Here is a 24,696-nt window from a genome sequence, read left to right on the forward strand (position 1 = left end):
ATAATCATCAAGTTATCTTAGGACAAAAAATGTCGCTATCACTGTCAGAACTTGCTGGAAATCAAACTCATCAGCTAGGTCAATTAACACCAAACATTGTGCTTTACGAGCCAAGTTTTGAAGGTTGGCTGAGTGCTGTATTTTATGTTTACGCACACAAACTTCAAGACAATGAGGCACTTCAATTAACGGCACAAGATTGTTATGTGCCCTCATTAATTTCTCAATCGACTAGCGTGGTCACTGATGAAAACAAAGCTGAGCGCGTGCTGATAAAGCTCAATGAACTCTTAGGTCGCTCAGGTATGCGCAACATACTGTGGGGATTTTTATCTGAAAAAGACTCTATCGGTACTACTTTATTTCATGTGGTCAAATATGCCATCGATTATCCTAATCGCCTTATTATGGATGATTTGGGTAATCTCAATGTATTAGAGCTGGTACAAACGGTCAAGTCTGTTGGTCGTGAAAAACACCGTATGGAAGCGTTTGTGCGCTTTGAGCATACGATTGATGACATTTACTTTGCCCGCGTAGAACCTGATTTCAATGTATTACCGTTAATTGGTGAGCATTTCCGCCAACGTTATCAAGATCAGCATTGGGCGATTTATGATATCAGTCGCGGGTTTGGTATTTATTATAACAAAAGTCAAAGCACACCCTCGCACCCTGCTGCATTGCAAACTATTACGAACCTTGACGATGCAGTATTACGTAATCCTGCTAGTATCCATAGTGAAGATGAGCAGCGTTATCAGCGTTTTTGGCAAGGTTATTTTACCAACGTTAATATTAAGGAACGTAAAAACCCACGTTTGCACAAGCAATATCTGCCGCAGCGTTACTGGAAATACCTAAGCGAAAAGCAAGTATTGCCGAATGCCGAGCATCTACAAAAACATCGCTAATCGTTTTAAGCGCTTAGTTAAAGCCTTCATGTATAACTCTCTTCTAGCTCTCTTTAGAAAAACCAACTATCTAACCTTATCTTTTTATCTTGATGGTTGAGTTTTAGCGACTTTTAACTGACAATAGCAACTTGATCTTCTCAACCAGTGACCTACGCCAATATGAAAGTGATGCGCTTACTATCGTCTTTAAAGCATGATGAATCCGAGCGCGGTATTTTTCATCTTGGACGCGCATTGGTCAAAAATGAGCATACTTCGATCATTATCTCTAGTGCTGACGAAGATAATGATTTGGTCAGACGTTTAAAGCGTGATGGCAATCACTATCACCAGCTATATATGAATAAAAAGTCTTGGCTGTCATTGCTACAGGTCGCCCCGCTGCGTCGTCTCATCGAAAAATATGATCCTGATATTATTCATGTGCATTCGCGCACACCTGCATGGATATTACATTTAGCGCTGCGCCGTGCGCGTGTGAAACGTCGACCAAAGCTGGTTTCGACGATGTATGGTTTTTATCCTATCAATAAATACTCACAAGCATTGCTCGATGTCGATACCATCATTACGGTGTCTGATAGTGTGACCGATTACCTTAAAAAAGGACTGCGCCGTGAAGACCTTGATCCTAAAGTGATTAAGCGTATCTATCGCGGTATTGATACGCGCCGTTACCCTTATCGACATAATCCATCTGTATATTGGCTAAGGTATACATTTGCTGAATATCCTGAGCTTGAGAACAAAAAATGGCTGGTATTCCCCACTATCATTGGCAAGGAATATGGACAAGAATGGCTTATTGATATCTTGGGTAATTTAGAAGCAGATTTCCCTAATATTCACGTCATTATTATGGATGAGGATTATCGACCTGGTGATGTCGCCCATGAGGACTTTCGCCAACGCAGCAATACTTTAGGATTTTCTGAACGCATCACCTATGTAGGCAGTAAACGTAATGACATGCGCGAGTGGTTATCAGCAGCCAATATCGTGTTGGCACTTGCTAACGAGCCTGAATCAATCGGTATTAATGCCCTGCAAGCCATTCATCTAGGTACGCCTGTGATTGGCTGGGATCAAGCCGCCTTTAGCGAGATTTTACAACCGCTTTATCCGCAAGGTTTAGTGAAAAAATACAATGCCAATGCGCTTTGTAAAGCAGTAAGAAACCAGTTAGAAAGCGTCACTCGTCCTGAGATGACCAATAAATTCACTATGCGTGAAATGATTGAAGAAACCCTTGCTGTGTACCAAAGTCTGTATGAAAAATCGCTAGCAGAAGGACAGGCACAAGCTGATGCGGCCGCCGTAAGAAGAGTTAAAAAAAGCCTTAAACCAACAATGAAACCTTTTGATAAGCCCTCTGAGCGTCTGGTTACTCAACAGCCTACTACCCCCATTGTTCTGAGTAAAAGGAAAACTATTAATAAAGGTACTGATTATAAAGTCAGTGACAAACCTGAGCGCACGCTAGTAACGAAACCTTTGAATCCTAAAATTGTCGCTACTGAAGATGCCGACCTTAAAAAAGCACCACCGAAAAATCCTGACTCTTTAGTGCTAAAAGATAAAAAGCATGATGAGGAACTTTCAAATAGCGAGCTTCCATAAGGTCGCCCGCTATCATTATCTGATGAATGCCCGCTCCAAAGTGACCATTCCTTTACTAAAAGGAATGGTCACTTTTATGGTAAACCATCCTAGCTAATATCAGAACACCAGTATTTAGTCACGACATACTCTTCGATACCGTATTTCGAACCTTCACGACCGAATCCCGACTGTTTAACGCCACCAAACGGCGCCACTTCAGTAGAAATCAAACCCGTATTGTGACCAACCATGCCATATTCAAGACCTTCTGTCACCCGCCACGAGCGTGCAAAATCACTGCTATAGAAGTAAGCGGCAAGTCCATAAATGGTGTCATTGGCAGCACGAATAACTTCTTCTTCGCTTGAGAAAGTAAATATCGTTGCGATAGGACCAAAAATTTCTTCGCTGGCAATGTCCATGTCAGCATTCAGGTCAGTAATGACGGTCGGATTAAAACTGAGTGCTGAGGCGTCATTCTTATCGCCACCAGTGATAATTTTTGCGCCTTTATCTAGCGCGTCTTTTAATAGCGCTTGAACCTTTTCTAGGCCGTCTTTATTGATGAGCGGTCCTATATCGACGCCGTCGTCCATGCCATTGCCGACTTTAAGTTCCTTCACTTTTTTGACAAAAATATCTAAGAACTTATCTTTAATGCTGTCTTGAACATAGACGCGGTTAGCGCAGACACATGTTTGACCAGCATTGCGATATTTGGAAGCAATCAAACCATCAGCCGCCTTTTCCAAGTTAGCGTCATCAAATACAATAAACGGGGCGTTTCCACCAAGCTCTAACGACAGTTTTTTAATTGTCGGTGCACATTGTGTCATTAAGGTACGACCTACTTCTGTAGAGCCGGTAAACGATAGTTTTTGGATACGAGCATCACCGGTTAGAATTTTACCAATGACTGATGATTTACCGGTGACCACTTGGATGACACCCGCTGGAATGCCTGCTTGCTCTGCTAATACACCTAATGCTAAAGCAGAAAATGGCGTTTCAGTGGCAGGCTTAATGATAATCGTACAGCCCGCTGCTAGTGCAGGCGCAGCTTTGCGAGTAATCATCGCAGCTGGAAAGTTCCATGGGGTAATCGCAGCGCAGACACCCACTGGCTGTTTTAAGACGACATAACGCAGCTGTGACTTGGTGGCAGGAATGACATCGCCGTAGACACGCTTACCTTCTTCTGCAAACCAGCGAATAAAGCTATTAGCATAGCCAATCTCACCACGCGACTCGGTCAATGGTTTACCTTGCTCAGCGGTCATGATAATCGCTAAATCTTCTTGATTCTCATCGATAAGATCCGCCCATTTTTGCAGCAGCTCTGCACGTTCTTGAGGCGTTTTTGCCGCCCATGTTACTTGCGCTTGATGAGAATACGTGACGGCATCATTAACATCTTGCTTAGTCAGGCTTGGAATAGTACCGATAATGTCACCATTAAAAGGATTGGTAACATCAATAGTGGCACTGTTATTATTGATGTCACTGGCATCATGCCAGCCGTCTTTAATGAAGCATTGTTGTTTGAGTAAATCTGGGTTTGATAGCTTTAACGTATTTTTTGGCGTGGTTTTTGACGTAGCTTTGGACATATTTTTTTGCATAGTAACGCTCCTTGGCGTTGCGCTTATTTATAGTTATTAGTAAAACAGTTATCAATGATAATCATCATTATAAGAATGATAAAATGATAAGATGCCATTCGCAACCCTCACTAACACTTCTATCACCATTCTAAGTTAAGCGTTACTATTATGACATTCTGACAATGTCTTTAAGAAGAACTCCTTTTATCTTTATCTTTCTACTTAACTTATGCACGTATAGTCAGTTCAAAATAAAAGCGATACGATTGTGAGAACGTGCTATTGCTATCATTTTTTCTTGCTTGCTGTTCGCAGGCGTGACAGAGGCTGCAAAAAATTTATAGCCAATAGCACTGTATCGTTTTTAAAATGAATCGACTATAACTGCTGGTTATGACCCAGATAAACTCGACCTAAAGACTATGAAAATGCTTGGATACCCGTTTGGGCACGACCTAAGATTAGCGCATGGATATCGTGCGTCCCTTCATAAGTATTAACCGCTTCTAAATTCATGACATGGCGAATGACATGATATTCATCAGAAATACCATTACCACCATGCATATCACGGGCAACACGAGCAATCTCTAGCGCCTTTCCGCAGTTATTACGCTTAATCAGAGAAATCATCTCAGGCGTCGCTTTGTTATCATCCATCAAGCGTCCAACACGTAGCGCCGCTTGTAAACCAAGGGTAATCTCTGTTTGCATATTGGCAAGTTTTAACTGTACTAACTGGGTTGCTGCTAATGGACGGTCAAACTGAATGCGGTCAAGCGTATACTGACGGGCAGCTTTCCAGCAGAATTCAGCTGCGCCCATCGAACCCCATGCGATGCCGTAACGGGCCTTATTTAAACAACCAAACGGGCCTTTGAGACCACGGATATCTGGGAAAGCATTGGCTTCAGGGACGAACACTTTATCCATCACAATCTCACCAGTGACTGAGGCACGCAATGAGAACTTGCCCTCAATTTTCGGCGCTGATAAGCCTTTCATACCTTTTTCTAAGACAAAACCTCGTATTTTACCTTCGTCATCTTTTGCCCAAATAACAAACACATCAGCAATCGGACTATTGGTAATCCACATCTTATTACCAGTTAGCTCATAACCTCCAGCAACTGCGCGTGCACGCGTCAACATCGAAGCAGGATCTGATCCTGAATCTGGCTCGGTCAAACCAAAGCAGCCGACATATTCGCCAGTGGCAAGTTTAGGGAGATATTTTTCTTTCTGCTCTTCAGTGCCATACGCCCAAATTGGATGCATGACCAAGCTTGACTGCACACTCATCGCTGAACGGTAGCCTGAATCCACAGCTTCTATTTCCTTAGCAACTAGACCGTAAGCAACATGAGACAATCCTGCGCAGCCATAACCTTCAATGGTCATGCCAAGCAAGCCCATCTCACCCATTTGGCGCATAATATTGCGATCAAAGTGCTCATGGCGGTTGGCTTGTACGATACCGGGCATGAGCTCTTTTTGACAAAATTGCTGTGCGCTGTCGCTGACTATGCCTTCTTCTTCAGTTAATTGATCGCGCAATAAGAAAGGATCTTCCCAGTCAAAGCTAGGGCTAGACGTAGTATGTAAAATGTTAAGAGCTGACATAGTAATTTCCTTGGCTATGCTGTGCAATTGGTTAAATATTAATAAGATGTCGATCTTTTAAAAACCTGCTTCGCCATGCTAAGTTACGTTTTGAGCCGCAAAACTATTTCAACAGAACGCAGCGCTACTGTAAATCTTTAAACGGTTCATATTCACCTTCTCTAGGATCATAGATCATTATCGAACCATTGGCATTAACCTTATAGCGATTACGAACATGACCAACGTAAGGATCGCCACCGCAGATTTCATCATGAATTTCAATAGCGGCAAACTCCCAAGTTGTCGCTATGGTGTCATCATAAGTCTCTGAGCGAAACTGTAAGCAATCAAGACCTGCAACCTTCGTTTGCTTTAAAGCCATTAGTAATAATTCAAATGCCGCCCTCTCGGTGATACCTAGCAGAGTCGATTGGTTGTCGACTAAGCCAACTGTTTGCTTTGATTCGGACAGTGGATAACAAGCCGTCAGTAAGACGATTAAAATAAAACAAACGCTTGCTTTGAGGTGCTGCACATCTAACTCACTTAACTTTCTATTTCATTAAAGTAGTATTCGTTATTGTGGAAACACTTAACTATATGTGTATGATGAAAGATACCTAAAACAAGTTAAATAGGAAAGGATATAATTTTATCCCATGTAAAATTGACTTTAGTCACGACAAACCGATAGTCAAAAGCTATGATTTTAAGGAATAGGAATGCTTATGCCGACTTTATACACAAGCCCATACCGAATAATTCCTCTGCTCACCGTGTTATTACTAGGTTTAACAGCTTGCACACCAACAACGGATACCGTTAGCGATAACGACGTTGATAATACTAGTGAGGTCAAAGTCGATGAGCGCATGGCTACCGATATCTCGCCCTCTGGCTCTTTTACTACCAATAGCCTTGATAATATAAAGATCGGTGCTACCTTTGACCCGCAGATATTAACGCAAAACACTGAAACTTTGGGCAACTGCTTCGGCGCACAAATCCCCTCTCATCCTGCTGCCGACTACATGATTATCGATAATACGGTAGTTGAAATAAGCACGTGGAGCAAAGATATTTCATCGGCCTATGGTGTTACGACTGGTGATAGCCTTGATCAGCTCTATGCTAAGCATGACGGTCAATCACCTGAGGTCGAATACAGTCCTTACGGCAATCCTAACGAAAATATTATCATTTACTATTGGTATGAAGATAATGGTCAAATTTTAGGCACTAAATATCAAGTTGATAATGGTATCGTGACTAGTATTAGTATTGGTCTTGAATCAGCGTTGAGGTTATGGGAAGGTTGTGCTTAAATAGCTACGATAGATTTAGATAGGTGATCATGACAGCATTTTTATGTAATTTATAAGGTATTTTTACCCAACTCATCAAACTTAAGCCCGAACTTCATCAGATACTTACGCAACCTATCACTGTCATTCGGACTTTTTAGCTTATCTCTTGAATTAGCATACAGATAGCGCCCAGCCGTTGCTTGGTTCTTATGTTGGATACAAACCTCAATCACATACGCCAATTGCACCGCATCAAAAGGATCAATAGTAATGAGGGTTCGTTCATCAAGATACTGACTTAAAACAGTATGGCTACCCTGTTCTGCCATTTCCCTATTTAAAGCGGGTTTAGGCTCATTTCCACTTAGGCTATTTTGTGACTGTAGAATATTACTTATTGGTAGTAACCATAACTCTTTTAACCGCTCAATCTCCGCTTGCACATCCTCCACTCTAATAGCTTTACTTTCAGCAAGCGTAGTCAGCCGAATCATACTGGCGGTCAAATCGCGAAAGTTGCCTTGCCATGTCGCATCAGCACTCATGGCAAAGGATTCATACAGCTGCCGTGCTTCTACAGTAAAGCGATATTGCTGCTGTTGCTCGCTACCCAAACGTGCCAGCTCATAATCGATATTGGCAGGTAAATCCTCTAGTCTATCTTTAAGTGATGGCAAAAAAAATGTCCATGTGTTGAGCCGTGCAAATAAGTCCGCACGAAACTCGCTATTGGCAACCGCTTGCCGCAAGTCTTTATTGGTTCCTGCCATTAGTTGAAACGAGACGTTAATCGGCGCATCACTACCCAGCGGATAAAAGCGCTGCTCCTCTAGTGCCGTTAATAACATTGCTTGCTCATCCAGTCCCAATTCACCAATTTCATCTAAGAATAATAAACCGTTATCCGCTGATTTAAGTAGGCCATCACGATTGCTCGCTGCACCCGTAAATGCGCCTTTGACATGACCAAACAGCACACTCATTGCCGTGTCACCACGCAAAGTGGCACAATTGACCTCGACGAACTTATCCAAAGCATATTTAGCTTGTGTCGTACTGTCAGATTTTATCTTTTTCAGGGCGTAGATTTGGCTTGCCAATTGCGACTTGCCTGCCCCTGTTGCGCCCATCAATAATATTGGTGCGGTCGAGCGCGTAGCGACCTTTTCGATATCGGAGATGAGCTGTTGATAAGCAGCGTTTTGAGTGACGAGATTGGCTTGCAAGGTTTGCCAATGCTGCTGCTTTTCCGCCTCAAAGCGTGCGCGTAAACCATCATAACGCGAGACATCTAAATCTATTACTTGATAGCGACCTTGCGGATCAGCTTGGTCAGGTCTCGAACAAGGAGAAGTTTGCAGTAAATCAGCAGGAATAAATCCTGCCTCAACCAATAAAAACCAGCAAATCTGCGCGACATGCGTACCCGTAGTCAAATGCAGCAAATAATCAGTATTATCCCGAAACTCAAACGCTGCCGCGAAATCATACAGTTCGGCATAGACATCGGCAAAATCCCACGGACTAGATAACGAGACATGATGACCAATAACTTGTGTCTGCGGGCTGACCTGTGCCACATCATCTTTGATAATCTTAAATAGACGCTTGTCACGGGTGCTATATAAAATATGCAGCTCATCAACCAGCAGCTCATCATGCAAACCTAAACTCACCGTAGGCCGCCAGCGTTGCCAACGCTTATCGTTAAAGCCATTGTCTAAAGTGGTGCCGAGGAAGCCGATGACGGCAGTTTTGTTAGCCACGTTTTTGTTTAACTGGTTGTTATTAAGCATGGTTATCTCTTTTTTATTCGCAAAGTAAACACTGATAAGTAAATTAACTTTTCCATTTTATATGTTTATGCAATGCTTTTAAGCAGCGGGTATCCTTTCGGTTCCAAACTTTTATTCGACTGTATTTATCATCACTTGCTCGACAACCTTATTATAACCACCGTCTAAATCAATATTTTGAGATGCATAATGAGAATATACTGAAAAACTAACAGTCAATATACTTGGTAGTAATATGCTAAATGCATAAGCTTTAGCATGTTTGTCTGTCCAATTATCAGGCAGCAGTAGTTGAAATATTTTTACAATAACGGTCACCGTTATTGTTACATTGACTATTACCATCGATTTCGTCAGCCACGATACTGTAAATATCAATACCCACAGAATAGTATTATTAAAATAGTTGAAATATGTCTCTGGTCTAGATAATGCATACTTAGCACAACCTATAATGAATGCCCAAGTAATTATTGCTATGACTATCAAGATATATACTGTAGACCCCAAGACTGAATAAGGGTATAAACCTACTAATAGCATCCCAAATAAGAAACTCATAAGGGTACCTATTTTTATCATTCGATTTGACAACTCTATAGTCAGCACAACTGCCAATGTCATGAAAAATAAAAATACGTGTGAAATATTAAAGAGCCCACTACGCATAGTCAGTACGGCAACCGAACCCAATATACATGTGATAATCATTCGTGTGCTTATCGATAGCTTACTGATTAGCAGTTGGATAGGTGCCAGTAGCGATTTTAGTACTCTAGCTAGATTTATCATTTATTAATTTTTCGCTTTCTGTAAGAACGATCATTAGTGTACAAATCATTTAGCACAACTCCTACTAGTTAAATATAAATAATTCTATAAATGTAGAATTATTTATATTACCACTCACTTACGCATATATCTAAAGCATTTATAATATGTTGCGCATTTATTTTTTTGCTATAAATATCAAATACTTAATATAAATATTAGATACAATTTTAAAACTTGGCACAGCCTTCGCATTATATAAAGTACAGCTTATTCAATAATAAATGATATTTTTAAATCTAAGGAAAGTGCTATGCAACCAACCACTCATAATATTATTCAGGACGGTGGAACTCCTATCAGACTTTGGACAAAAGGCGTACCTGTTGACCCAAAAGCTCATGACCAACTTATCAAAGCTTCGCAAATGCCGTTTATTTATAAATGGCTTGCGGTAATGCCTGATGTGCATGTTGGTATTGGCGCGACTATCGGTACGGTGCTACCGACCAAAGAAGCCATTATTCCAGCAGCGGTCGGTGTCGATATCGGTTGCGGTATGATGGCAGTGCAAACTACTCTGACCGCTGATGATTTACCCGATAACTTGCTGGGTTTGCGTACTGAACTTGAAAAAGCCATTCCGCATGGTCGTAGTAAAACTCGTGGACGCGGTTCACGTCGTGATGTTGGTGCCTGGTCAAATCCTGATAATAGCGTAATGGATGGTTGGGGAACGTTAGTCGATGATTTTAACTATATAGCCCAAAAGCATCCTAAGCTTAAAAACACCAATAATCTTAATCATTTGGGAACGCTAGGGACGGGCAATCACTTTGTAGAAGTCTGCTTGGATGAGACCAATCAAGTGTGGATTATGCTGCATTCAGGTTCGCGCGGTGTCGGTAATGCTATTGGTCGCTACTTTATCGAGCTGGCACGTGAAGATATGCGCAAGTGGTTTATTAACTTGCCTGATAAGGACTTGGCTTACTTTGCCGAAGGTACAGAGCATTTTGATGACTATTGGTTTGCAGTGGGTTGGGCGCAGCGATTCGCCTTTAAAAACCGTGAAATCATGATGGAAAAAGCGATTAAGGCGCTGCGTCAAATCATCACTAAGCCCTTTGATGCCAAGGTCAAAGCGGTAAACTGTCATCATAACTATGTGGCAAAAGAAGAGCATTACGGCGAAGAAATATTTGTCACTCGCAAAGGTGCAGTACGTGCTCGCGTTGGTGAATACGGTATCATTCCTGGCTCAATGGGCGCAAAGTCCTTTATTGTGCGTGGTAAAGGTAATGAGGAATCGTTTTGCTCTTGCTCGCATGGCGCTGGACGTGTGATGTCACGGACTGAGGCGAAAAAAATATTTACGGTCGCCGATCAAATTGCGCAAACCGAAGGGGTTGAATGTCGTAAAGATGCCGAAGTGATTGATGAAATTCCAGCAGCTTATAAAAATATTGATGATGTGATGAATGCGCAAAGTGACTTGGTGGAAGTTGTGCATACGCTGCGTCAGGTGGTTTGTGTTAAGGGTTGAGACACAGTAATCTAACCAAAAAAATAATATATACTTTTTCGAACTAAAAAAATTGAGGGAAATATAATGAATAAATCTTGGCAATGCCCTTATTGTTACCACCATGCAACTATCACTGATGAGAATATTTCTGGCACTGACTATAGCTTTTTTGATGGAAACAAACATAAACAAACTCTAAATTTTCAAGTTGAGTCAATTACATGCCCGAACCCTACGTGTGGAGAATATACGATTAAAGCAATTTTAAGGCATTCAAGTACTTTTAAATTACTTGAATTATGGAAGTTGAGACCTCAATCAGCGGCTAAACCCTTACCTAACTATATTCCTGAAGCTATAAAAGAAGATTATAAAGAGGCATGTCTAATTTTAAATTTGAGTTCTAAAGCATCAGCAACGTTAGCTCGACGTTGTTTGCAAGGAATGATAAGAGACTTTTGGATAATAAAACCTCAAAACCTTTTTCAAGAAATAGAGTCTATTAGAGACAAAGTAGAGCCAGATACTTGGGAAGCTATTGATGTAGTCAGAAAAATAGGCAATATTGGTGCTCATATGGAGAAGGATATTAATCAAATTGTCGAAGTAGATGAAAATGAAGCAGGCTTGCTTATTGGTTTGATAGAAATGCTTATCGAAGAATGGTACGTTAGTCGATATGAACGCCAACAACGTTTAGAGAAAATTAAACAACTTGGACAAGATAAAGATGTCCAGCGAAAAACGAAAAGTGGCTCCATTGCTCCAGACCAACAAATAATTTAAAAGGATGAATAAGGTTAAAAACTTTAATCTCTAAAAGGAAATCAGAATGAAACTCGCAGAAGCCCTACTTATCCGCAGCGATATGCAAAAGAAGCTTGCCCAGCTCAAAGGACGAATTCGCAGTAATGTCAAAGTCCAAGAAGGCGATACGCCAAGCGAAGACCCTAATGAGCTGATGATCGATGCCAGCCAAATTATTAGCGAATTATTCGCATTGATCGAACGCATTCACCGTACCAATGCCATTGCTAAGACGGATAAAGGTCAATCGATGCTGACACTATTGGTTGAGCGTGATACCTTAGAGATGCGCCATAAGTTATTGATTGAGGCAATTGAAGCCACTGATACTGAAGCTGATCGCTATAGCCATCGTGAGATTAAATGGAATATCATAGTCTCGGTTGCAGGATTACAAAAGCAAGCTGATGACATCGCGATGAAATTACGCAAAATTAATATTGTTATTCAAGCCAATAACTGGCAGATTGATTTGGTTGAATGATTTGCTTAAATAACAATGTTAAACCACATATTTTAGAGTTTTCTACGTGCTGAATATAAGCGCATAGACGACCCCTTTGGGGCCGGCTGGGCGAGTGTCAGACCCCAAACTTACACAGCAGGGGGTTGAAAATATACTGTAGTGTCGACTACGCGTTGCGGGCAGACGCCTTTTTTACACCTCATGCCCCGTACACGTCACTGGTCACAAAGTACTATTTAAACCTTACCACCAGACACTGACAGTCGGTTTCAATTTATTTAGTTAATCAGAATACCTTTGAAAATTCTATTTATGAGCAAGGAGTAACAACTGTCTGGGAGACAGTTGTCCGCAGCGCAAGACGGAAGGCTGTGCCTGTAGATATTTTCCTTGCAAGCCTTCAGGAGGAATAAGCGAAGCACTGCTTTGCCCAACGTAAGACAAGAGCTGTGCTCGCAGTTAGCAGTGCTCTTGTCTTAACGGCTCTCAGGTTTCAATTTTATTTTTATTGCTCTCTACTATTTATATTTTTATAAAACCTATTCAACTACCCTTACGCGATGAATGTCATCAAAAAACTCTAAAAGCATCCCAAAAAATAAGAAAGTCTCACATCATGCCAATATCAAAAACCAAACCTCTCAAAATCGATGGCAACACTGGCGAAGGCGGTGGACAAATTATCCGTACCGCATTGTCTTTATCTATGTTAACCGGCACCCCAATTGAGATAGTTAATATTCGGGCTGGACGTGCCAAACCTGGATTGATGCGTCAACATTTAATGTGCGTGCAAGCGTCACAAGCGATATCAGCTGCCAGCGTGTTAGGCGCACATTTAGGTAGTACGGCATTTAGCTTTACGCCCAATACGATTAACTCAGGCGATTATATTTTTGATATCGGCTCGGCTGGTAGTACTAGTCTTGTGCTCCAAACCTTGCTCCCTGCCCTGCTGTTTGCTAATACCGATAGCAAAACTGCTTCAACCGTAACGATTAAAGGCGGCACTCACAATCCATTGGCGCCAACTACGGATTTTTTACAACATGCGTTTATTCCTGCGCTTACTAAGCTGGCTATGCAAGTAGATATTGAATGTCTGCAAGCAGGCTTTGCGCCCGTTGGGGGTGGCACTATTAAAGCAACGATAGCGCCGTTTTTGCGCCGTGCTGATAGGTTACCGTTTAAACTAATGGAACGCGGTGAGCTTATCAGCATAGAGTTGGTTGCCAGTGTGCTGAATTTAGAGTACGACATTTGCCAACGTGAACTTGCCAGCGCGAAAGCGCTATTGGTTGAATCTGGAATCGACGAAACACTTATTACCACAAGATGTAATAAACTGATTGGTATTGGAGAAGGCAATACTTGCTACGCGAAAGTAACTCATAAAGTTGCTGCAACCCACAATCATGAACAAAATCACCAAGAGATGTTTACTTTGCTCGGAGAAAAGCGCACTTCGGCTGAAAAGATAGGCAATCGCTTAGCAGGACTGGTGAAGCGTTACTTGTTTAAAACCGATGCATTAGTCGACGAGTATCTAACCGATCAGTTGCTGCTTCCTTTAGCTTTATCCGGCGGCGGTGAGTTTACCGCGCGCGTCATCAGTCAGCATACCGAGACTCAAGCTTGGTTAATAGAACAGTTCTTACCGGTTAAAATTACCTTTGACATTATTGATAACGATAGAACAATAGTCAAGATTATGGCTTAAAACGAGTGGGCTGCAGAAATCGAGTTAGCACACTGTTACCCAATTACACCGATGCAGTGATATCATAAGCGTATAATGTGCGCGTTAATTATAAGTTAAGATAAAGCTAGCTTACTTCCAAACCATCTGTATCGATGATTGGGGTATATTGCTTTTATCTCTTACTAGTAATTAGCGCGTTTTTTAACTTTCATGTCTTATTGTTGAGCGTTGCTATGCCCCAATCTCGTACCAATCTAAATCCCAAACCTGACCATAACTCTCCTTATTTGACCGGTGTATTGCTGCGCTATAGCACCTTTGGCGCTGCTATATTACTGTTCTTAGCGGGCGTACTATTATTTAATTGGTGGCTGATTGTGATTGGCGGTATTGGGGTCGCTATAGGTATTTATGATTTGCTGCAATCAAAACACTCTATATTAAGCAACTACCCGATCGCAGGGCATATCCGCTATGTACTGGAGGATTTTCGTCCTGAGATTCGTCAGTATTTACTTGAAGATGATAAAGAACAAGTGCCGTTTTCGCGTCAGCAGCGCGCCTTGGTCTATCAACGTGCCAAAAATGTCAGCGATACCAATGCTTTTGGTACGCTTGATAATTTATATGCTCATGGCAAAGAGTGGTTTTTACAATCAGCAATTAGCGAACCGTTAAAAAATAAAGATTTTCGTATTATTGTTGGCGGCGAGCGTTGTCAGCAGCCGCATGATATGTCAGTGTTTAATATCTCAGCGATGAGCTTTGGCAGTTTATCAGCCAATGCCATTATGGCGCTCAATCAAGGCGCAAAGATGGGCGGCTTTACCCATGATACTGGTGAAGGAGCTATCAGTCCTTATCATCGTAAGTTCGGTGGCGACTTGATTTGGGAGCTGGGCACGGGTTATTTTGGTTGCCGCGATGACCATGGCAATTTTGATCCACAATCCTTTGCTGAAAAAGCCGTCGACCCACAAGTTAAAATGATAGAAATAAAACTATCACAAGGTGCGAAACCCGGACAAGGTGGCGTGCTGCCTGCAGAAAAAATTACCCAAGAAATCGCTGATACCCGCCAAGTGCCAATGGGACAAGATTGCGTATCGCCCTCTTCACACTCAGCTTTTAGTAATCCACGTGAGCTGGTCGCATTTTGGCAACAACTACGTGAACTGTCAGAAGGTAAACCGGTTGGCTTTAAGCTTTGTATTGGTCAGCCGTGGCAATTTATGGCGATTGTTAAAGCCATGATTGAAGCCGACAACTATCCTGACTTTATCGTCATTGACGGTGCTGAAGGCGGTACAGGTGCAGCACCGGTAGAGTTTATGGATAACGTCGGCATGCCAATGGTCGATGGTTTCTTATTAGTACACAATACTTTAGTCGGTGCCGGTATCCGTGACAAAATTAAGCTCGGCGTCAGCGGTAAAATCGTCTCCGGCTTCGATATTGCACGTCTGATCGCATTGGGCGCAGACTGGTGTAACTCAGCACGTGGCTTTATGTTTGCCGTAGGTTGTATTCAATCGCGCTCATGTCATACCAATACTTGCCCGACAGGCGTTGCAACGCAAGACCCTTATCGTCAAAAAGCACTCGATGTGCCCAGCAAAGCGGATCGTGTCGCAAGCTTCCATAAGAACACGCTCAAATCACTTGCCAGCATCGTAGGTGCGGTTGGTCTGCAACATCCGAGTCAATTGCAGCCTTATCATATCGCGCGCCGTTTGGATGACGGGCAGATTAAGCTATTGTCTAAATTCTTCTATTTTACCGATAAGGGCGCGCTGCTCAATAATAGCGCGCGCGCGGACGTGTTTAATCAAATGTGGGTGATGGCAAATGCTGATAGCTTCTTAGCCAATAACGATGCCTTAATTGCTTATAATCAAGACTCGCGTGATAAAGGTAAAGAAACCAGTGCGACAACAGATCAGGGTCTTGGGAGTTTTGTGAATATCACTGGCGGTGGGCGGTTAATCGGTAACGTTAACAACACTTTTCGCGACTTTCCACCTACAAGCGACTAAGCACTATTAAGTAGTTAAGATAGACAAACTCTGTCCACATGATAAAAGATACGTCATTGATGCCAAGCTCCATTTTTACTAGATCTCACACCATACTAGCAGCAGCACTTATGGCATTTAGTATAAGTGCTTGCCAGCCAACGGACACCCATAGCACTGCCCCTGGTGCGACTGACTGGTCGTGTCAGTCACAGAAATCGCCGTTTGCTTATAGTGTTTGTTATGTTCAATCTGAAGTATTAGCTGGCGAACGTTATTCACTACAGCTATTTTGGCAGCAAGCTAATAGTACTCAGCCGTTACTGTCTTTTGATAACTTATTAACGACTTTGCCAGCAGAACAAACGCTGAATTTTGCCATGAACGCTGGCATGTACAACGAGAATTACGCGCCTATCGGCTATACCGTTATCAAAGGTAAAGAGGTACGTGCGTTAAACCTTAAAGAAGGTGGTGGCAACTTTCACTTATTGCCTAATGGTGTGATGTGGTGGGATAAGACTGGTACAGTGCAAATCACCGAAAGCAACACCTTAGAAGAGCAGCTAAAAAATGGTCAAGCCCAACCTTGGTATGCCACTCAATCGGGCCCTATGCTGGTTATTAATAATGAGATTCATCCGCAGTTTAACCCTAATAGCACATCAACCAAGCTTCGTAACGGCGCAGGCGTTTGCAGTGATGGCAGCATGCGGTTTGTTAATAGTGAGGAGCCTGTGACATTTTATCAATTTGCAGCGCTGTTCAAAGACGATCTAAAGTGTCCAAATGCGCTGTTTTTGGATGGTGGTATCGCTTCAGCGTTGTATGCGCCCAGCATCGATAAACACGATAAAAAAGAGATGGGTGTTATCATTGGGCTCATTGAAACTAAGAAGTAGCCGTTATGAATTATAACGGCTACTTCTTATTAAGTGATTTATTACTGAAATGAGCCAAATAATGCTCAAAACCGTTACTACCGTGCCATATAGTTGGTCATCTCTTCGACTCCATGCAACGTCATCGGATACATTTTATTATCGAATAACTTTTTAATCTCAACGATGGTTTGGGTATATTGCCAATAGGCAGGATTCTCAGGATTGAGCCAAGCCACTTTATCAAAATGTGCTAATACCCTTTTTAACCAGACAATACCTGCTTCATTATTCATATACTCTACACTGCCGCCGACCGTCATCAGCTCATAAGGCGACATCGACGCATCACCAACGAATATGACACGATACTCTCGTCCATATTTATTAAGCAGCTCAAAGGTTGGCATCGGTGCGCTATGGCGACGGTCATTGTCTTTCCACACATAATCATACAAACAATTATGAAAATAAAAGAACTCTAAGGTCTTAAACTCATTTTTGGCTGCAGAAAATAGCCTTTCTAACGCTTCGACATGGATATCCATACTACCGCCGACATCGAACAGCATCAGCACCTTGACGCGGTTACGGCGCTCAGCCTGCATATGAATATCAAGCACGCCTTTTTTGGCAGTGCGTTTAATGGTTTCATGAATATCAAGCTCATCAGCGCTACCTGTACGCGCAAACTGGCGCAGATTGCGCAATGCCATCTGAATTTGACGGGTACCAAGCTGACTGTCGTCATCAAGGTTGCGGTATTTACGCTGCTCCCAAACTTTGGCTGCGCTGCGTTTACGCGATTCGCCACCAACACGTACGCCTTCTGGATGATCGCCATAAGCACCAAATGGCGATGTGCCACCTGTGCCGACCCACTTACTACCGCCCTGATGACGCTCTTTTTGCTCCTTGAGGCGTTCTTCTAATGCTTTCATCAACTCTTCAAGTGAGCCGTACTTTTTAAGCAATCGACGCTGCTCATCGGTCAGATTTTTGGGATCTAATTTTAAATCTAACCACTCTTTAGGAATATCCGTTAGCTTAGCCAACAGCTCATCCATATCGAGACTATCAACGCCCTCAAAATAATCTGCCATCGCCCGATCAAATTTATCAAAATGGCGCTCGTCTTTGACCATGCATAGCCGAATCAGCCGGTACATGTCTTCACGGCTGGCAAAGGTAGATAATTTTGCATCTTCAGGATGTGGCTGCATCATCAACCCTTGCTCAAGCGCGGCATTTAGATCAAGCAGCTCACGCGTACTGACAGGCACGCCGTAAGTACGCAAGGTATAGAATAGTTTGATAAACATAAGATATGCATCACTTATTGGCTGATATGGTTACGATTTGGACCTGTGTATGAGCTTGGTCATGTCCATTAAAAGCTCAGATCATGACCTCATTGTAAATAACAATGCTTAACGGCGAATCATACTTAACGACGCATAATATTGGCAAAGCGCTGGAGCAGGCTCACATCAGCTTCGTTTTTAAGCAAAGCACCATATAACGGCGGAATAGATTTTTCACCGCGCAAGTTTTCCTCTAATTCTGCTTGTGCCATATCATCGGCAAGTAATAGCGTTAACCAATCGACCAATTCTGAGGTTGATGGTGGCTTTTTGAGCCCTTGAATATTACGTAGCTTATAAAAGATATCAAGCGCATCATTGACCAGCTTTTCTTGAATATTAGGAAAATGCACTTCAATGATTTGGCGCATGGTTTCTTCTTCTGGGAAATCAATATAATGGAAGAAGCAACGACGTAAAAATGCATCCGGTAGCTCTTTTTCATTGTTTGAAGTGATAATTACTACTGGGCGTTGCTCAGCGGTGATGGTCTCACCGGTCTCATAAACATAAAAAGACATCTTATCAAGTTCGTGTAGCAGATCATTTGGGAATTCAATGTCCGCTTTATCAATCTCATCAATCAATAGTACGCTACGCTCTTTACTGGTAAAGGCATCCCACAATTTACCCGGCTTGATATAGTTGCCAATCTCATACACCTTATCATCACCCATTTGCGAATCACGCAGACGCGATACCGCATCGTATTCATACAGCCCTTGCTCTGCTTTAGTAGTCGATTTGATATGCCATGTAATCAGTGGCATACCTAAACTTTCGGCAACTTCTTCTGCCAGTAAAGTCTTACCGGTACCCGGCTCACCTTTGATCAGCAATGGCTTTTGTAACGTCATCGCTGCGTTGACTGCCAGCTGTAAATCATCGGTGGCAATATAGCTTTGCGTGCCAGTAAATTTTTTCTTCGTTTTATCCGCTGTGGTCATAATCAAGTCTCAGTTATTGTTATACGTTAAAGGATTTAAGCGTAATAAAAGGGTTATAAGCAATCGATGAATGATAAATAATCATTTAGACTAGCACAGCATTGTTGATTGCCAAAATACTCATGCGTTCGCAGATACTAACAACTCTTACATATTTTTGAATGCGCTCAATTACTCAAGTTAACCAGTAAAGAGCAAACCATCTCACATAAAAAAAGACACACACGGTGTCTTTTAAGATCATAAGAAAATCATGATGAAGCTAAAGTTAGAAGTAATATATATTAAAAACTAAAAGTATTAAGGCTGGTCAGCATCTTTAGACACTTTTTTAAGCAGCTTATTATCTTTTTTTAGACTAATCTCTGTCTCAGAATTTACTACTGGCACTGACGCGTCAGACTCTGTTGCCATATAGTTACCGGACGCCAGCTGCATATTAGCTTGGGTATCCTCAGAGGTATGCCGACGGGCTTTGTCTAAACTCGATTCAAATGCTCCGCGAATGAGCTGCCAAACAAAGCCAACAAACAAGCCCACCACCAGCACGACTAATATGGGTAATAAGTTCGCAATCGCGCCAGCCGTGTCTTTCATCATAATGGCATAAACAACACTGATACTGGCCGGTGCAATCACACTGGGGTCGCCAAGTGCAGTCCCTGGAGCGAGCAAAACGGCAAACAATATCATCCAGCTCATACCACCCAATGGCCGTGGTAATACCCGAGCAACCAGCACCCAAAGTACCAATACGATAATGACACCGCCAAGATACGCATACATCGGTAAGTCTGCTGCCGGAACGTCTTTTACCAACTGCCCCCACCAAATAGCAATCTCACCAAGAATGTCACTAATGGCTTCTAGCGGTAAGCTATGTAAGAGATTTTTTAACCAGTCCATGCGTTTTTATTACCTGCGTTTGTCAATAATGCGGGATATTGATGATAGTAACCATGTTAATCAGTGCCTAGTTTATCACGACTATTCACCAAAATGAATGACACTAAATGTTTCATATATGTCTATCTACTATTTTTAAAAAAGCAAATTAAGAAAGAGAACTAAGAAATAGAATTTAATAAAACGAATTTAAAGCTTTCATTTTGAACCTTCTTAAAGCCTTTTTTAGAGCATTTGCTAATCATAAATATTGTCTTGGGCTTCGCGTGCACGCAACTCTGCTTGGCGGCGCATGACATCTTGTGGTGGCATCTGCACGAAATACCCTTGCGACTGTAATTTTGCCAATACTTCTGCTTTGTCGACACGAGCAAGGGTTGGCGTGGCTGCCAAATCTAAATGCATGACAAACTTGCTACGACCTAAGCTGGCACGAAAGTCTTTCGGTAGGACACCCAGCCAATCCTTAATCTCGTCGGTATCGTTAGGATAATCAGGACGCGCAACATAGACATACATATCATCATGTTTGGAGAATTTATAAATATCGCAATGCATAAGAACAACCTATCAGAAACTATCGTCATAGGTTAGCATATTTCAAGCAAACATCATTAGTCGCTTTACGTTTTGATATGGTAAATCGCTTTAAAAGCTATGCGCTACAATAGACATAAAAACGTTCACATCCTATAAGGTTTGGCGAATTATCCTGATAAAAAGTGATTTTTGCCAAAATTATTCACTTTAATACCTTTGATGACTTGTAAAAAAGCTGTGAACCTTCCATAATAAAAGCGTTTTTCAGGAGAGAGTCTTTAGCATCAAATTAGTTACGCTCAGATCAATGAGCATGAGCTGACAGCCGCTATATGACCACCGAAGGCGCATCCACCCTGCCAATCGCTCAGGTAAAAGGACTGAAAAACACATGTCACAACGGTTTATCTGTATCGCGCTGATAGGCGTATTGCACTCTAAACCTTAGGCATAACAAATCTGGAGAGCGGTAAGGACGGACGACGCCTTACCCACCGAAGGGGAGAAAACGCGACATCATTAGCTTTTTAAAAACAGACAATGATGGGTCGTGTTGAAAATCTCAGGTTACAGGACAGATAGGGCTTTTACCTAAACCGACGTTCAGCGTTTGTTTGGTGAATTGCTTTGTATTTTTTCTGTACCACCCTTTGATGTGATATTCGCGCCATGCGATATTGCTTCTCGCTACTATGATAATGTGCATCAGCTATGATACTTTTCATCGAGTACGACTGATGTACACTTAAGGATTTGTTATGACCGCTACTCAAGATATCACTGCTCAAGATACCACTACTCAAGATACCCATAGCCAAGCTCCTCAGCGCACGCCCCTTTACCAGTCTCACGTTGATAGTGCTGGCAAACTGGTGGACTTTTCTGGCTGGGAATTGCCTATTCATTACGGCTCACAAATCGAAGAACACGAAGCCGTTCGTAGCGATGCCGGTATGTTTGATGTCTCACATATGGTTATTGTTGATGTGAAAGGCAGTGAGGCCAAAGCGTGGCTACAAAAGCTGCTCGCTAATGATGTTGATAAACTAAAAACAGTTGGTAAAGCCCTATATTCCCCTATGCTTAATGAGCAAGGCGGCATCATTGATGACTTAATCGTTTACTTATCGAATAGCGAAGAAACGGCATACCGTATCGTATCAAATGCTGGAACGCGTGATAAAGATATGGCGCATTTTGAAAAAACTGCTAAAGAATTTGATGTTGCGTTAACTGAGCGCACAGAGCTTGCTATGCTTGCCGTTCAAGGACCAAATGCGGTTGAAAAACTGGCACAAGTTAAACCTAGCTGGACTGATACTTTAACAGCGATTAAGCCTTTTGTTGGTGCCGACTTAACGGATATCGAAGGCGCAGATTGGTTCGTCGCCCGTACCGGTTATACCGGTGAAGATGGCCTCGAAGTCATCATGCATGGCGATGATGCTCCAGCGTTCTTTGAGCAATTAAAAGCCAATGGCGTTAAACCTGCTGGTCTTGGCGCTCGTGATACCTTGCGTATGGAAGCTGGCATGAACCTTTATGGTCATGACATGGATGAAGGTATCAGCCCTTATGAATCAAACATGGGTTGGACACTTGCGTTAAAAGACGAGCGTGACTTTATTGGTCGTGAGGCACTTGTTAATAAACGCAAACAGTCAAAAGATGACAATACTGCCATGAAGCAAGTTGGCCTATTAATGACCAGCCGTGGCGTATTACGTGAAGGCATGGAAGTGACCATCAATCAAGGCACTGATAAAGAGCAAAAAGGTATCATTACTAGTGGCACCTTCTCCCCTAGCCTCAAAAACTCTATCGCCATCGCCCGTGTTCCTGCTACCCTAGCAGACGATGATAATGTGCAAATTGATCTGCGCGGCAAAGGTAAATTCGTCGATGTACGCGTTCTTAAGCTACCGTTTGTTCGTAATGGCAAACAGCAGTTTGACTCATAGGCGTCATAAATTCTATTATTAGCTTCTACTATTTTTATTAAGTAACCTCTATCACTTAGGAGAGAGACCATGAGTAACATCCCAGCAGAACTAAAATACATCGCCAGCCACGAGTGGTTACGCTTAGAAGACGACGGTACTATTACTGTTGGTATCACTGACCATGCGCAAGAGCTATTGGGTGATGTGGTATTTGTAGAATTGCCAGACGTGGGTGACATCATCGCAGTTGATGACGAAATCTCAGTGGTTGAATCAGTAAAAGCGGCCTCTGACGTTTATGCGCCTATCTCAGGTGAAGTCGTTGCGATTAACGAAGCACTAGAAGATGATCCAGAGATCATCAACTCTGACCCATACGGTGAAGGTTGGTTCTTTAGAATGAAGCCTGACAATATGGCTGACTACGAAGCATTACTGTCTGCTGATGAGTACGAAAGCGAGCTGTAATATTAGCTTTACTTACTCATATAAAAGCGAGGTTTGATTTAAGTCTCAGTTTTATCTAGAAAAAATACGACTCCTTATTATAGATACTAGCGTCAGCTGGTATCTGTACTTTTTACTTATTTAAAAGCTTTTACTAATGAAAGATTTTTGCTAATTAAAGGCTCTTGCTATTTAAAAGTGCCTACTCGTTAAAAGCGCTGAATCGGCCAATTTATTACTTCCAATCGCTATCTCGTTTATTCGTATTAATCACTTGTCAGTTTATCTTAAAGATGTGCAATCGATAATGACTCAAGTTGATTACTCAATCCCCAGCATGGATCCTAATATGAACCCCAACACTCATAGTAAAGACAGCCTCGCTACGCCTAATCATACCCCGCAGCTACAAGCGTTTCGCGACATAGTAGAGTCGCGCCGTTCAGTACGCCGTTTTACGGACACGCCAATACCTGACGATGTATTAGCAGACTGTCTGCGTCTGGCTATGCTAGCGCCGAACTCTAGCAATCTACAGCCATGGGAGTTTTATGTTATCGATGATGCTGATAATCGCAAACGCGCGGTCAAAAACTGCATGAATCAAAATGCGGCAAAAACATCAGCGCGCTTAATCGCTGTCGTTGCTCGTACTGACGTTTGGCATGACCATGCTAAGCAGATTCTACGTGAATATCCTGATACACCGGTTCCAAAAAAAGTCAAAGACTACTACACCAAAGTCGTTGCCATGGACTTTTTGCGTGGGCCAGCCAATATGCTATCAGCCGCTAAATGGGGTGCAACTCAAGTGGTTAGGCGTGTAAAAGGTCCGATCAAATCGCCTTACTATACCTTTGAAGATACAAAAAACTGGGCAACCAATAACACCTCTTTAGCTGCCGAAAACTTGATGTTGGCACTACGAGCGCATGGCTTTGATAGCTGTCCGATGGGCGGCTTCGATGAACCTGCCATGAAGCGCTTGTTAAAGTTAAGCGACGAGCATCATATTGTTATGATGATTGGGGCTGGCGAGCGTGCGGACAATGGCGTCTACAATACCCAGTTTCGCTTTGAGCAAAATCAATTTGTGCACTACGTATAATTAATAAACGGACAATATAATCATGCAAATGGCGGCATTACACATTAGATTTATTGCTAAATTTATTGATTTAATTGTATGTTTTTCGATCTACACATTAATATCTACACTATTTGGTCGAGAAACAGCTTTACCTGAAATTGCTTTTTTCTCTCTTTTCTTACTGAGCGATAGTATAAATGGTCAAAGCATTGGAAAACGTTTGCTTAATATTCGTGTCATTGAATTTAAAACTCAGAATTCAATAGGTTTTATAAGATCAATTATTAGAAACAGTTTAGCTTTATTAAATTTTTTACTAATACCCGCTGCAATTGATTATATCTTATATGTTAGCTATTTTCGTAGGCTAGGAGACTTCATGGCAGGTACTTGTGTGGTAAAAACGACTTAACTCTTACCTGAATATTAAAAGCATAAAACGCTCAAGTTAAACTATT

20 protein-coding genes, 1 pseudogene and 2 riboswitches are annotated in these 24,696 nt (G+C 42.1%); of the genes and pseudogenes, 13 read left to right on the forward strand and 8 right to left on the reverse strand.

Features of this window, described 5'->3' with window-relative positions:
- Window positions 1–29 precede the first annotated feature (29 nt).
- Together CAN34_RS06560 and CAN34_RS06565 are read left to right on the forward strand one after the other, a co-directional pair.
- The gene (locus CAN34_RS06560; protein WP_089554975.1) at window positions 30–914 is read left to right on the forward strand and encodes a TIGR03915 family putative DNA repair protein; all 885 of its coding nucleotides are present in this window, start codon (window positions 30–32) and stop codon (window positions 912–914) included.
- A gap of 162 nt (window positions 915–1,076) precedes the next feature.
- Window positions 1,077–2,198 (forward strand): annotated as a pseudogene (locus CAN34_RS06565) (glycosyltransferase); the annotation flags it as partial.
- A gap of 428 nt (window positions 2,199–2,626) precedes the next feature.
- On the opposite strand, the gene CAN34_RS06570 reads toward CAN34_RS06565, so the two are convergent.
- The 3 genes from CAN34_RS06570 to CAN34_RS06580 all read right to left on the reverse strand — a co-directional run bounded on the left by CAN34_RS06570 (window position 2,627) and on the right by CAN34_RS06580 (window position 6,263).
- Window positions 2,627–4,129 carry an NAD-dependent succinate-semialdehyde dehydrogenase gene (locus CAN34_RS06570; RefSeq protein ID WP_089554994.1) on the reverse strand — a complete coding sequence of 501 codons (1,503 nt, stop codon included), beginning with the start codon at window positions 4,127–4,129 and terminating at the stop codon, window positions 2,627–2,629.
- Window positions 4,130–4,543: 414 nt separating this feature from the next.
- Window positions 4,544–5,746, reverse strand: coding sequence for an acyl-CoA dehydrogenase (locus tag CAN34_RS06575; RefSeq protein WP_089554976.1), 1,203 nt, complete (start codon window positions 5,744–5,746; stop codon window positions 4,544–4,546).
- 124 nt (window positions 5,747–5,870) lie between these two features.
- Window positions 5,871–6,263, reverse strand: coding sequence for a hypothetical protein (locus CAN34_RS06580; RefSeq protein ID WP_089554977.1), 393 nt, complete (start codon window positions 6,261–6,263; stop codon window positions 5,871–5,873).
- Window positions 6,264–6,456: 193 nt separating this feature from the next.
- Between CAN34_RS06580 and CAN34_RS06585 the strand changes: the two genes are divergently transcribed.
- On the forward strand, window positions 6,457–7,053 hold the full coding sequence (locus tag CAN34_RS06585; protein ID WP_123891909.1) for a hypothetical protein: 597 nt from the start codon (window positions 6,457–6,459) through the stop codon (window positions 7,051–7,053).
- Window positions 7,054–7,103: 50 nt separating this feature from the next.
- Here CAN34_RS06585 and rtcR read toward each other — a convergent pair whose 3' ends face one another.
- Window positions 7,104–8,831: an RNA repair transcriptional activator RtcR gene (gene rtcR, locus CAN34_RS06590; protein WP_089554979.1), complete on the reverse strand. Its 1,728-nt coding sequence runs from the start codon at window positions 8,829–8,831 to the stop codon at window positions 7,104–7,106.
- Between the two features lie 1,084 nt (window positions 8,832–9,915).
- Between rtcR and CAN34_RS06600 the strand changes: the two genes are divergently transcribed.
- From CAN34_RS06600 to CAN34_RS06625, 6 genes are all read left to right on the forward strand, one after another.
- Window positions 9,916–11,148, forward strand: coding sequence for an RtcB family protein (locus tag CAN34_RS06600; protein ID WP_089554981.1), 1,233 nt, complete (start codon window positions 9,916–9,918; stop codon window positions 11,146–11,148).
- 66 nt (window positions 11,149–11,214) lie between these two features.
- Complete coding sequence (locus CAN34_RS06605) at window positions 11,215–11,916, forward strand: DUF4145 domain-containing protein (RefSeq protein WP_089554982.1); 702 nt, start codon at window positions 11,215–11,217, stop codon at window positions 11,914–11,916.
- A gap of 46 nt (window positions 11,917–11,962) precedes the next feature.
- Window positions 11,963–12,421, forward strand: coding sequence for a DIP1984 family protein (locus CAN34_RS06610; protein WP_089554983.1), 459 nt, complete (start codon window positions 11,963–11,965; stop codon window positions 12,419–12,421).
- 598 nt (window positions 12,422–13,019) lie between these two features.
- Window positions 13,020–14,123: an RNA 3'-terminal phosphate cyclase gene (rtcA, locus tag CAN34_RS06615; RefSeq protein WP_089554984.1), complete on the forward strand. Its 1,104-nt coding sequence runs from the start codon at window positions 13,020–13,022 to the stop codon at window positions 14,121–14,123.
- A 215-nt stretch (window positions 14,124–14,338) separates the two neighbouring features.
- Window positions 14,339–16,141: an FMN-binding glutamate synthase family protein gene (locus CAN34_RS06620; protein ID WP_079693037.1), complete on the forward strand. Its 1,803-nt coding sequence runs from the start codon at window positions 14,339–14,341 to the stop codon at window positions 16,139–16,141.
- A 110-nt stretch (window positions 16,142–16,251) separates the two neighbouring features.
- Window positions 16,252–17,022: a phosphodiester glycosidase family protein gene (locus tag CAN34_RS06625; RefSeq protein WP_254423115.1), complete on the forward strand. Its 771-nt coding sequence runs from the start codon at window positions 16,252–16,254 to the stop codon at window positions 17,020–17,022.
- A 77-nt stretch (window positions 17,023–17,099) separates the two neighbouring features.
- On the opposite strand, the gene CAN34_RS06630 is transcribed toward CAN34_RS06625, so the two are convergent.
- The 4 genes from CAN34_RS06630 to CAN34_RS06645 form a co-directional block, all read right to left on the reverse strand.
- Window positions 17,100–18,323 carry a VWA domain-containing protein gene (locus CAN34_RS06630; protein ID WP_089554986.1) on the reverse strand — a complete coding sequence of 408 codons (1,224 nt, stop codon included), beginning with the start codon at window positions 18,321–18,323 and terminating at the stop codon, window positions 17,100–17,102.
- 125 nt (window positions 18,324–18,448) lie between these two features.
- Window positions 18,449–19,312, reverse strand: coding sequence for a MoxR family ATPase (locus tag CAN34_RS06635; RefSeq protein WP_079691327.1), 864 nt, complete (start codon window positions 19,310–19,312; stop codon window positions 18,449–18,451).
- A 300-nt stretch (window positions 19,313–19,612) separates the two neighbouring features.
- Complete coding sequence (locus CAN34_RS06640; protein WP_079691326.1) at window positions 19,613–20,218, reverse strand: hypothetical protein; 606 nt, start codon at window positions 20,216–20,218, stop codon at window positions 19,613–19,615.
- A 237-nt stretch (window positions 20,219–20,455) separates the two neighbouring features.
- Window positions 20,456–20,776 (reverse strand): YcgL domain-containing protein, encoded by a 321-nt coding sequence (locus CAN34_RS06645; RefSeq protein ID WP_079691325.1) that lies wholly within the window; start codon window positions 20,774–20,776, stop codon window positions 20,456–20,458.
- Between the two features lie 237 nt (window positions 20,777–21,013).
- Window positions 21,014–21,151, forward strand: a riboswitch (glycine riboswitch).
- 56 nt (window positions 21,152–21,207) lie between these two features.
- A riboswitch (glycine riboswitch) is annotated at window positions 21,208–21,346 on the forward strand.
- A gap of 170 nt (window positions 21,347–21,516) precedes the next feature.
- On the opposite strand from CAN34_RS06645, the gene gcvT reads away from it, so the two are divergent.
- The 4 genes from gcvT to CAN34_RS06665 all read left to right on the forward strand — a co-directional run bounded on the left by gcvT (window position 21,517) and on the right by CAN34_RS06665 (window position 24,650).
- Window positions 21,517–22,719 carry a glycine cleavage system aminomethyltransferase GcvT gene (gene gcvT / locus CAN34_RS06650; protein WP_089554987.1) on the forward strand — a complete coding sequence of 401 codons (1,203 nt, stop codon included), beginning with the start codon at window positions 21,517–21,519 and terminating at the stop codon, window positions 22,717–22,719.
- 69 nt (window positions 22,720–22,788) lie between these two features.
- Entirely contained in the window at window positions 22,789–23,169 is a 381-nt protein-coding gene (gene gcvH / locus CAN34_RS06655; protein ID WP_079691323.1) for a glycine cleavage system protein GcvH, read from the forward strand.
- A gap of 328 nt (window positions 23,170–23,497) precedes the next feature.
- Window positions 23,498–24,256, forward strand: a complete 759-nt coding sequence (locus CAN34_RS06660) for a nitroreductase family protein (RefSeq protein WP_171996324.1) — start codon at window positions 23,498–23,500, stop codon at window positions 24,254–24,256.
- 22 nt (window positions 24,257–24,278) lie between these two features.
- The gene (locus CAN34_RS06665) at window positions 24,279–24,650 is read left to right on the forward strand and encodes an RDD family protein (RefSeq protein WP_089554988.1); all 372 of its coding nucleotides are present in this window, start codon (window positions 24,279–24,281) and stop codon (window positions 24,648–24,650) included.
- Window positions 24,651–24,696: the final 46 nt, after the last annotated feature.

Origin of the sequence: Psychrobacter sp. DAB_AL32B (assembly GCF_002224105.1) — a bacterium.
In the GTDB taxonomy this organism is placed as follows: domain Bacteria; phylum Pseudomonadota; class Gammaproteobacteria; order Pseudomonadales; family Moraxellaceae; genus Psychrobacter.

What these genes read in the sequence shown, in the direction of transcription:
- rtcR (WP_089554979.1), bottom strand. Translation starts at nt 8,831, where the DNA reads ATGCTTAATAACAACCAGTTAAACAAAAACGTGGCTAACAAAACTGCC.
- CAN34_RS06640 (WP_079691326.1), bottom strand. Translation starts at nt 20,218, where the DNA reads ATGGACTGGTTAAAAAATCTCTTACATAGCTTACCGCTAGAAGCCATT.
- CAN34_RS06575 (WP_089554976.1), bottom strand. Translation starts at nt 5,746, where the DNA reads ATGTCAGCTCTTAACATTTTACATACTACGTCTAGCCCTAGCTTTGAC.
- CAN34_RS06660 (WP_171996324.1), top strand. Translation starts at nt 23,498, where the DNA reads ATGAACCCCAACACTCATAGTAAAGACAGCCTCGCTACGCCTAATCAT.
- CAN34_RS06630 (WP_089554986.1), bottom strand. Translation starts at nt 18,323, where the DNA reads ATGTTTATCAAACTATTCTATACCTTGCGTACTTACGGCGTGCCTGTC.
- CAN34_RS06625 (WP_254423115.1), top strand. Translation starts at nt 16,252, where the DNA reads ATGGCATTTAGTATAAGTGCTTGCCAGCCAACGGACACCCATAGCACT.
- gcvH (WP_079691323.1), top strand. Translation starts at nt 22,789, where the DNA reads ATGAGTAACATCCCAGCAGAACTAAAATACATCGCCAGCCACGAGTGG.
- CAN34_RS06600 (WP_089554981.1), top strand. Translation starts at nt 9,916, where the DNA reads ATGCAACCAACCACTCATAATATTATTCAGGACGGTGGAACTCCTATC.
- CAN34_RS06665 (WP_089554988.1), top strand. Translation starts at nt 24,279, where the DNA reads ATGCAAATGGCGGCATTACACATTAGATTTATTGCTAAATTTATTGAT.
- CAN34_RS06645 (WP_079691325.1), bottom strand. Translation starts at nt 20,776, where the DNA reads ATGCATTGCGATATTTATAAATTCTCCAAACATGATGATATGTATGTC.
- rtcA (WP_089554984.1), top strand. Translation starts at nt 13,020, where the DNA reads ATGCCAATATCAAAAACCAAACCTCTCAAAATCGATGGCAACACTGGC.
- CAN34_RS06605 (WP_089554982.1), top strand. Translation starts at nt 11,215, where the DNA reads ATGAATAAATCTTGGCAATGCCCTTATTGTTACCACCATGCAACTATC.
- CAN34_RS06620 (WP_079693037.1), top strand. Translation starts at nt 14,339, where the DNA reads ATGCCCCAATCTCGTACCAATCTAAATCCCAAACCTGACCATAACTCT.
- CAN34_RS06560 (WP_089554975.1), top strand. Translation starts at nt 30, where the DNA reads ATGTCGCTATCACTGTCAGAACTTGCTGGAAATCAAACTCATCAGCTA.
- gcvT (WP_089554987.1), top strand. Translation starts at nt 21,517, where the DNA reads ATGACCGCTACTCAAGATATCACTGCTCAAGATACCACTACTCAAGAT.
- CAN34_RS06610 (WP_089554983.1), top strand. Translation starts at nt 11,963, where the DNA reads ATGAAACTCGCAGAAGCCCTACTTATCCGCAGCGATATGCAAAAGAAG.
- CAN34_RS06635 (WP_079691327.1), bottom strand. Translation starts at nt 19,312, where the DNA reads ATGACCACAGCGGATAAAACGAAGAAAAAATTTACTGGCACGCAAAGC.
- CAN34_RS06585 (WP_123891909.1), top strand. Translation starts at nt 6,457, where the DNA reads ATGCCGACTTTATACACAAGCCCATACCGAATAATTCCTCTGCTCACC.
- CAN34_RS06570 (WP_089554994.1), bottom strand. Translation starts at nt 4,129, where the DNA reads ATGTCCAAAGCTACGTCAAAAACCACGCCAAAAAATACGTTAAAGCTA.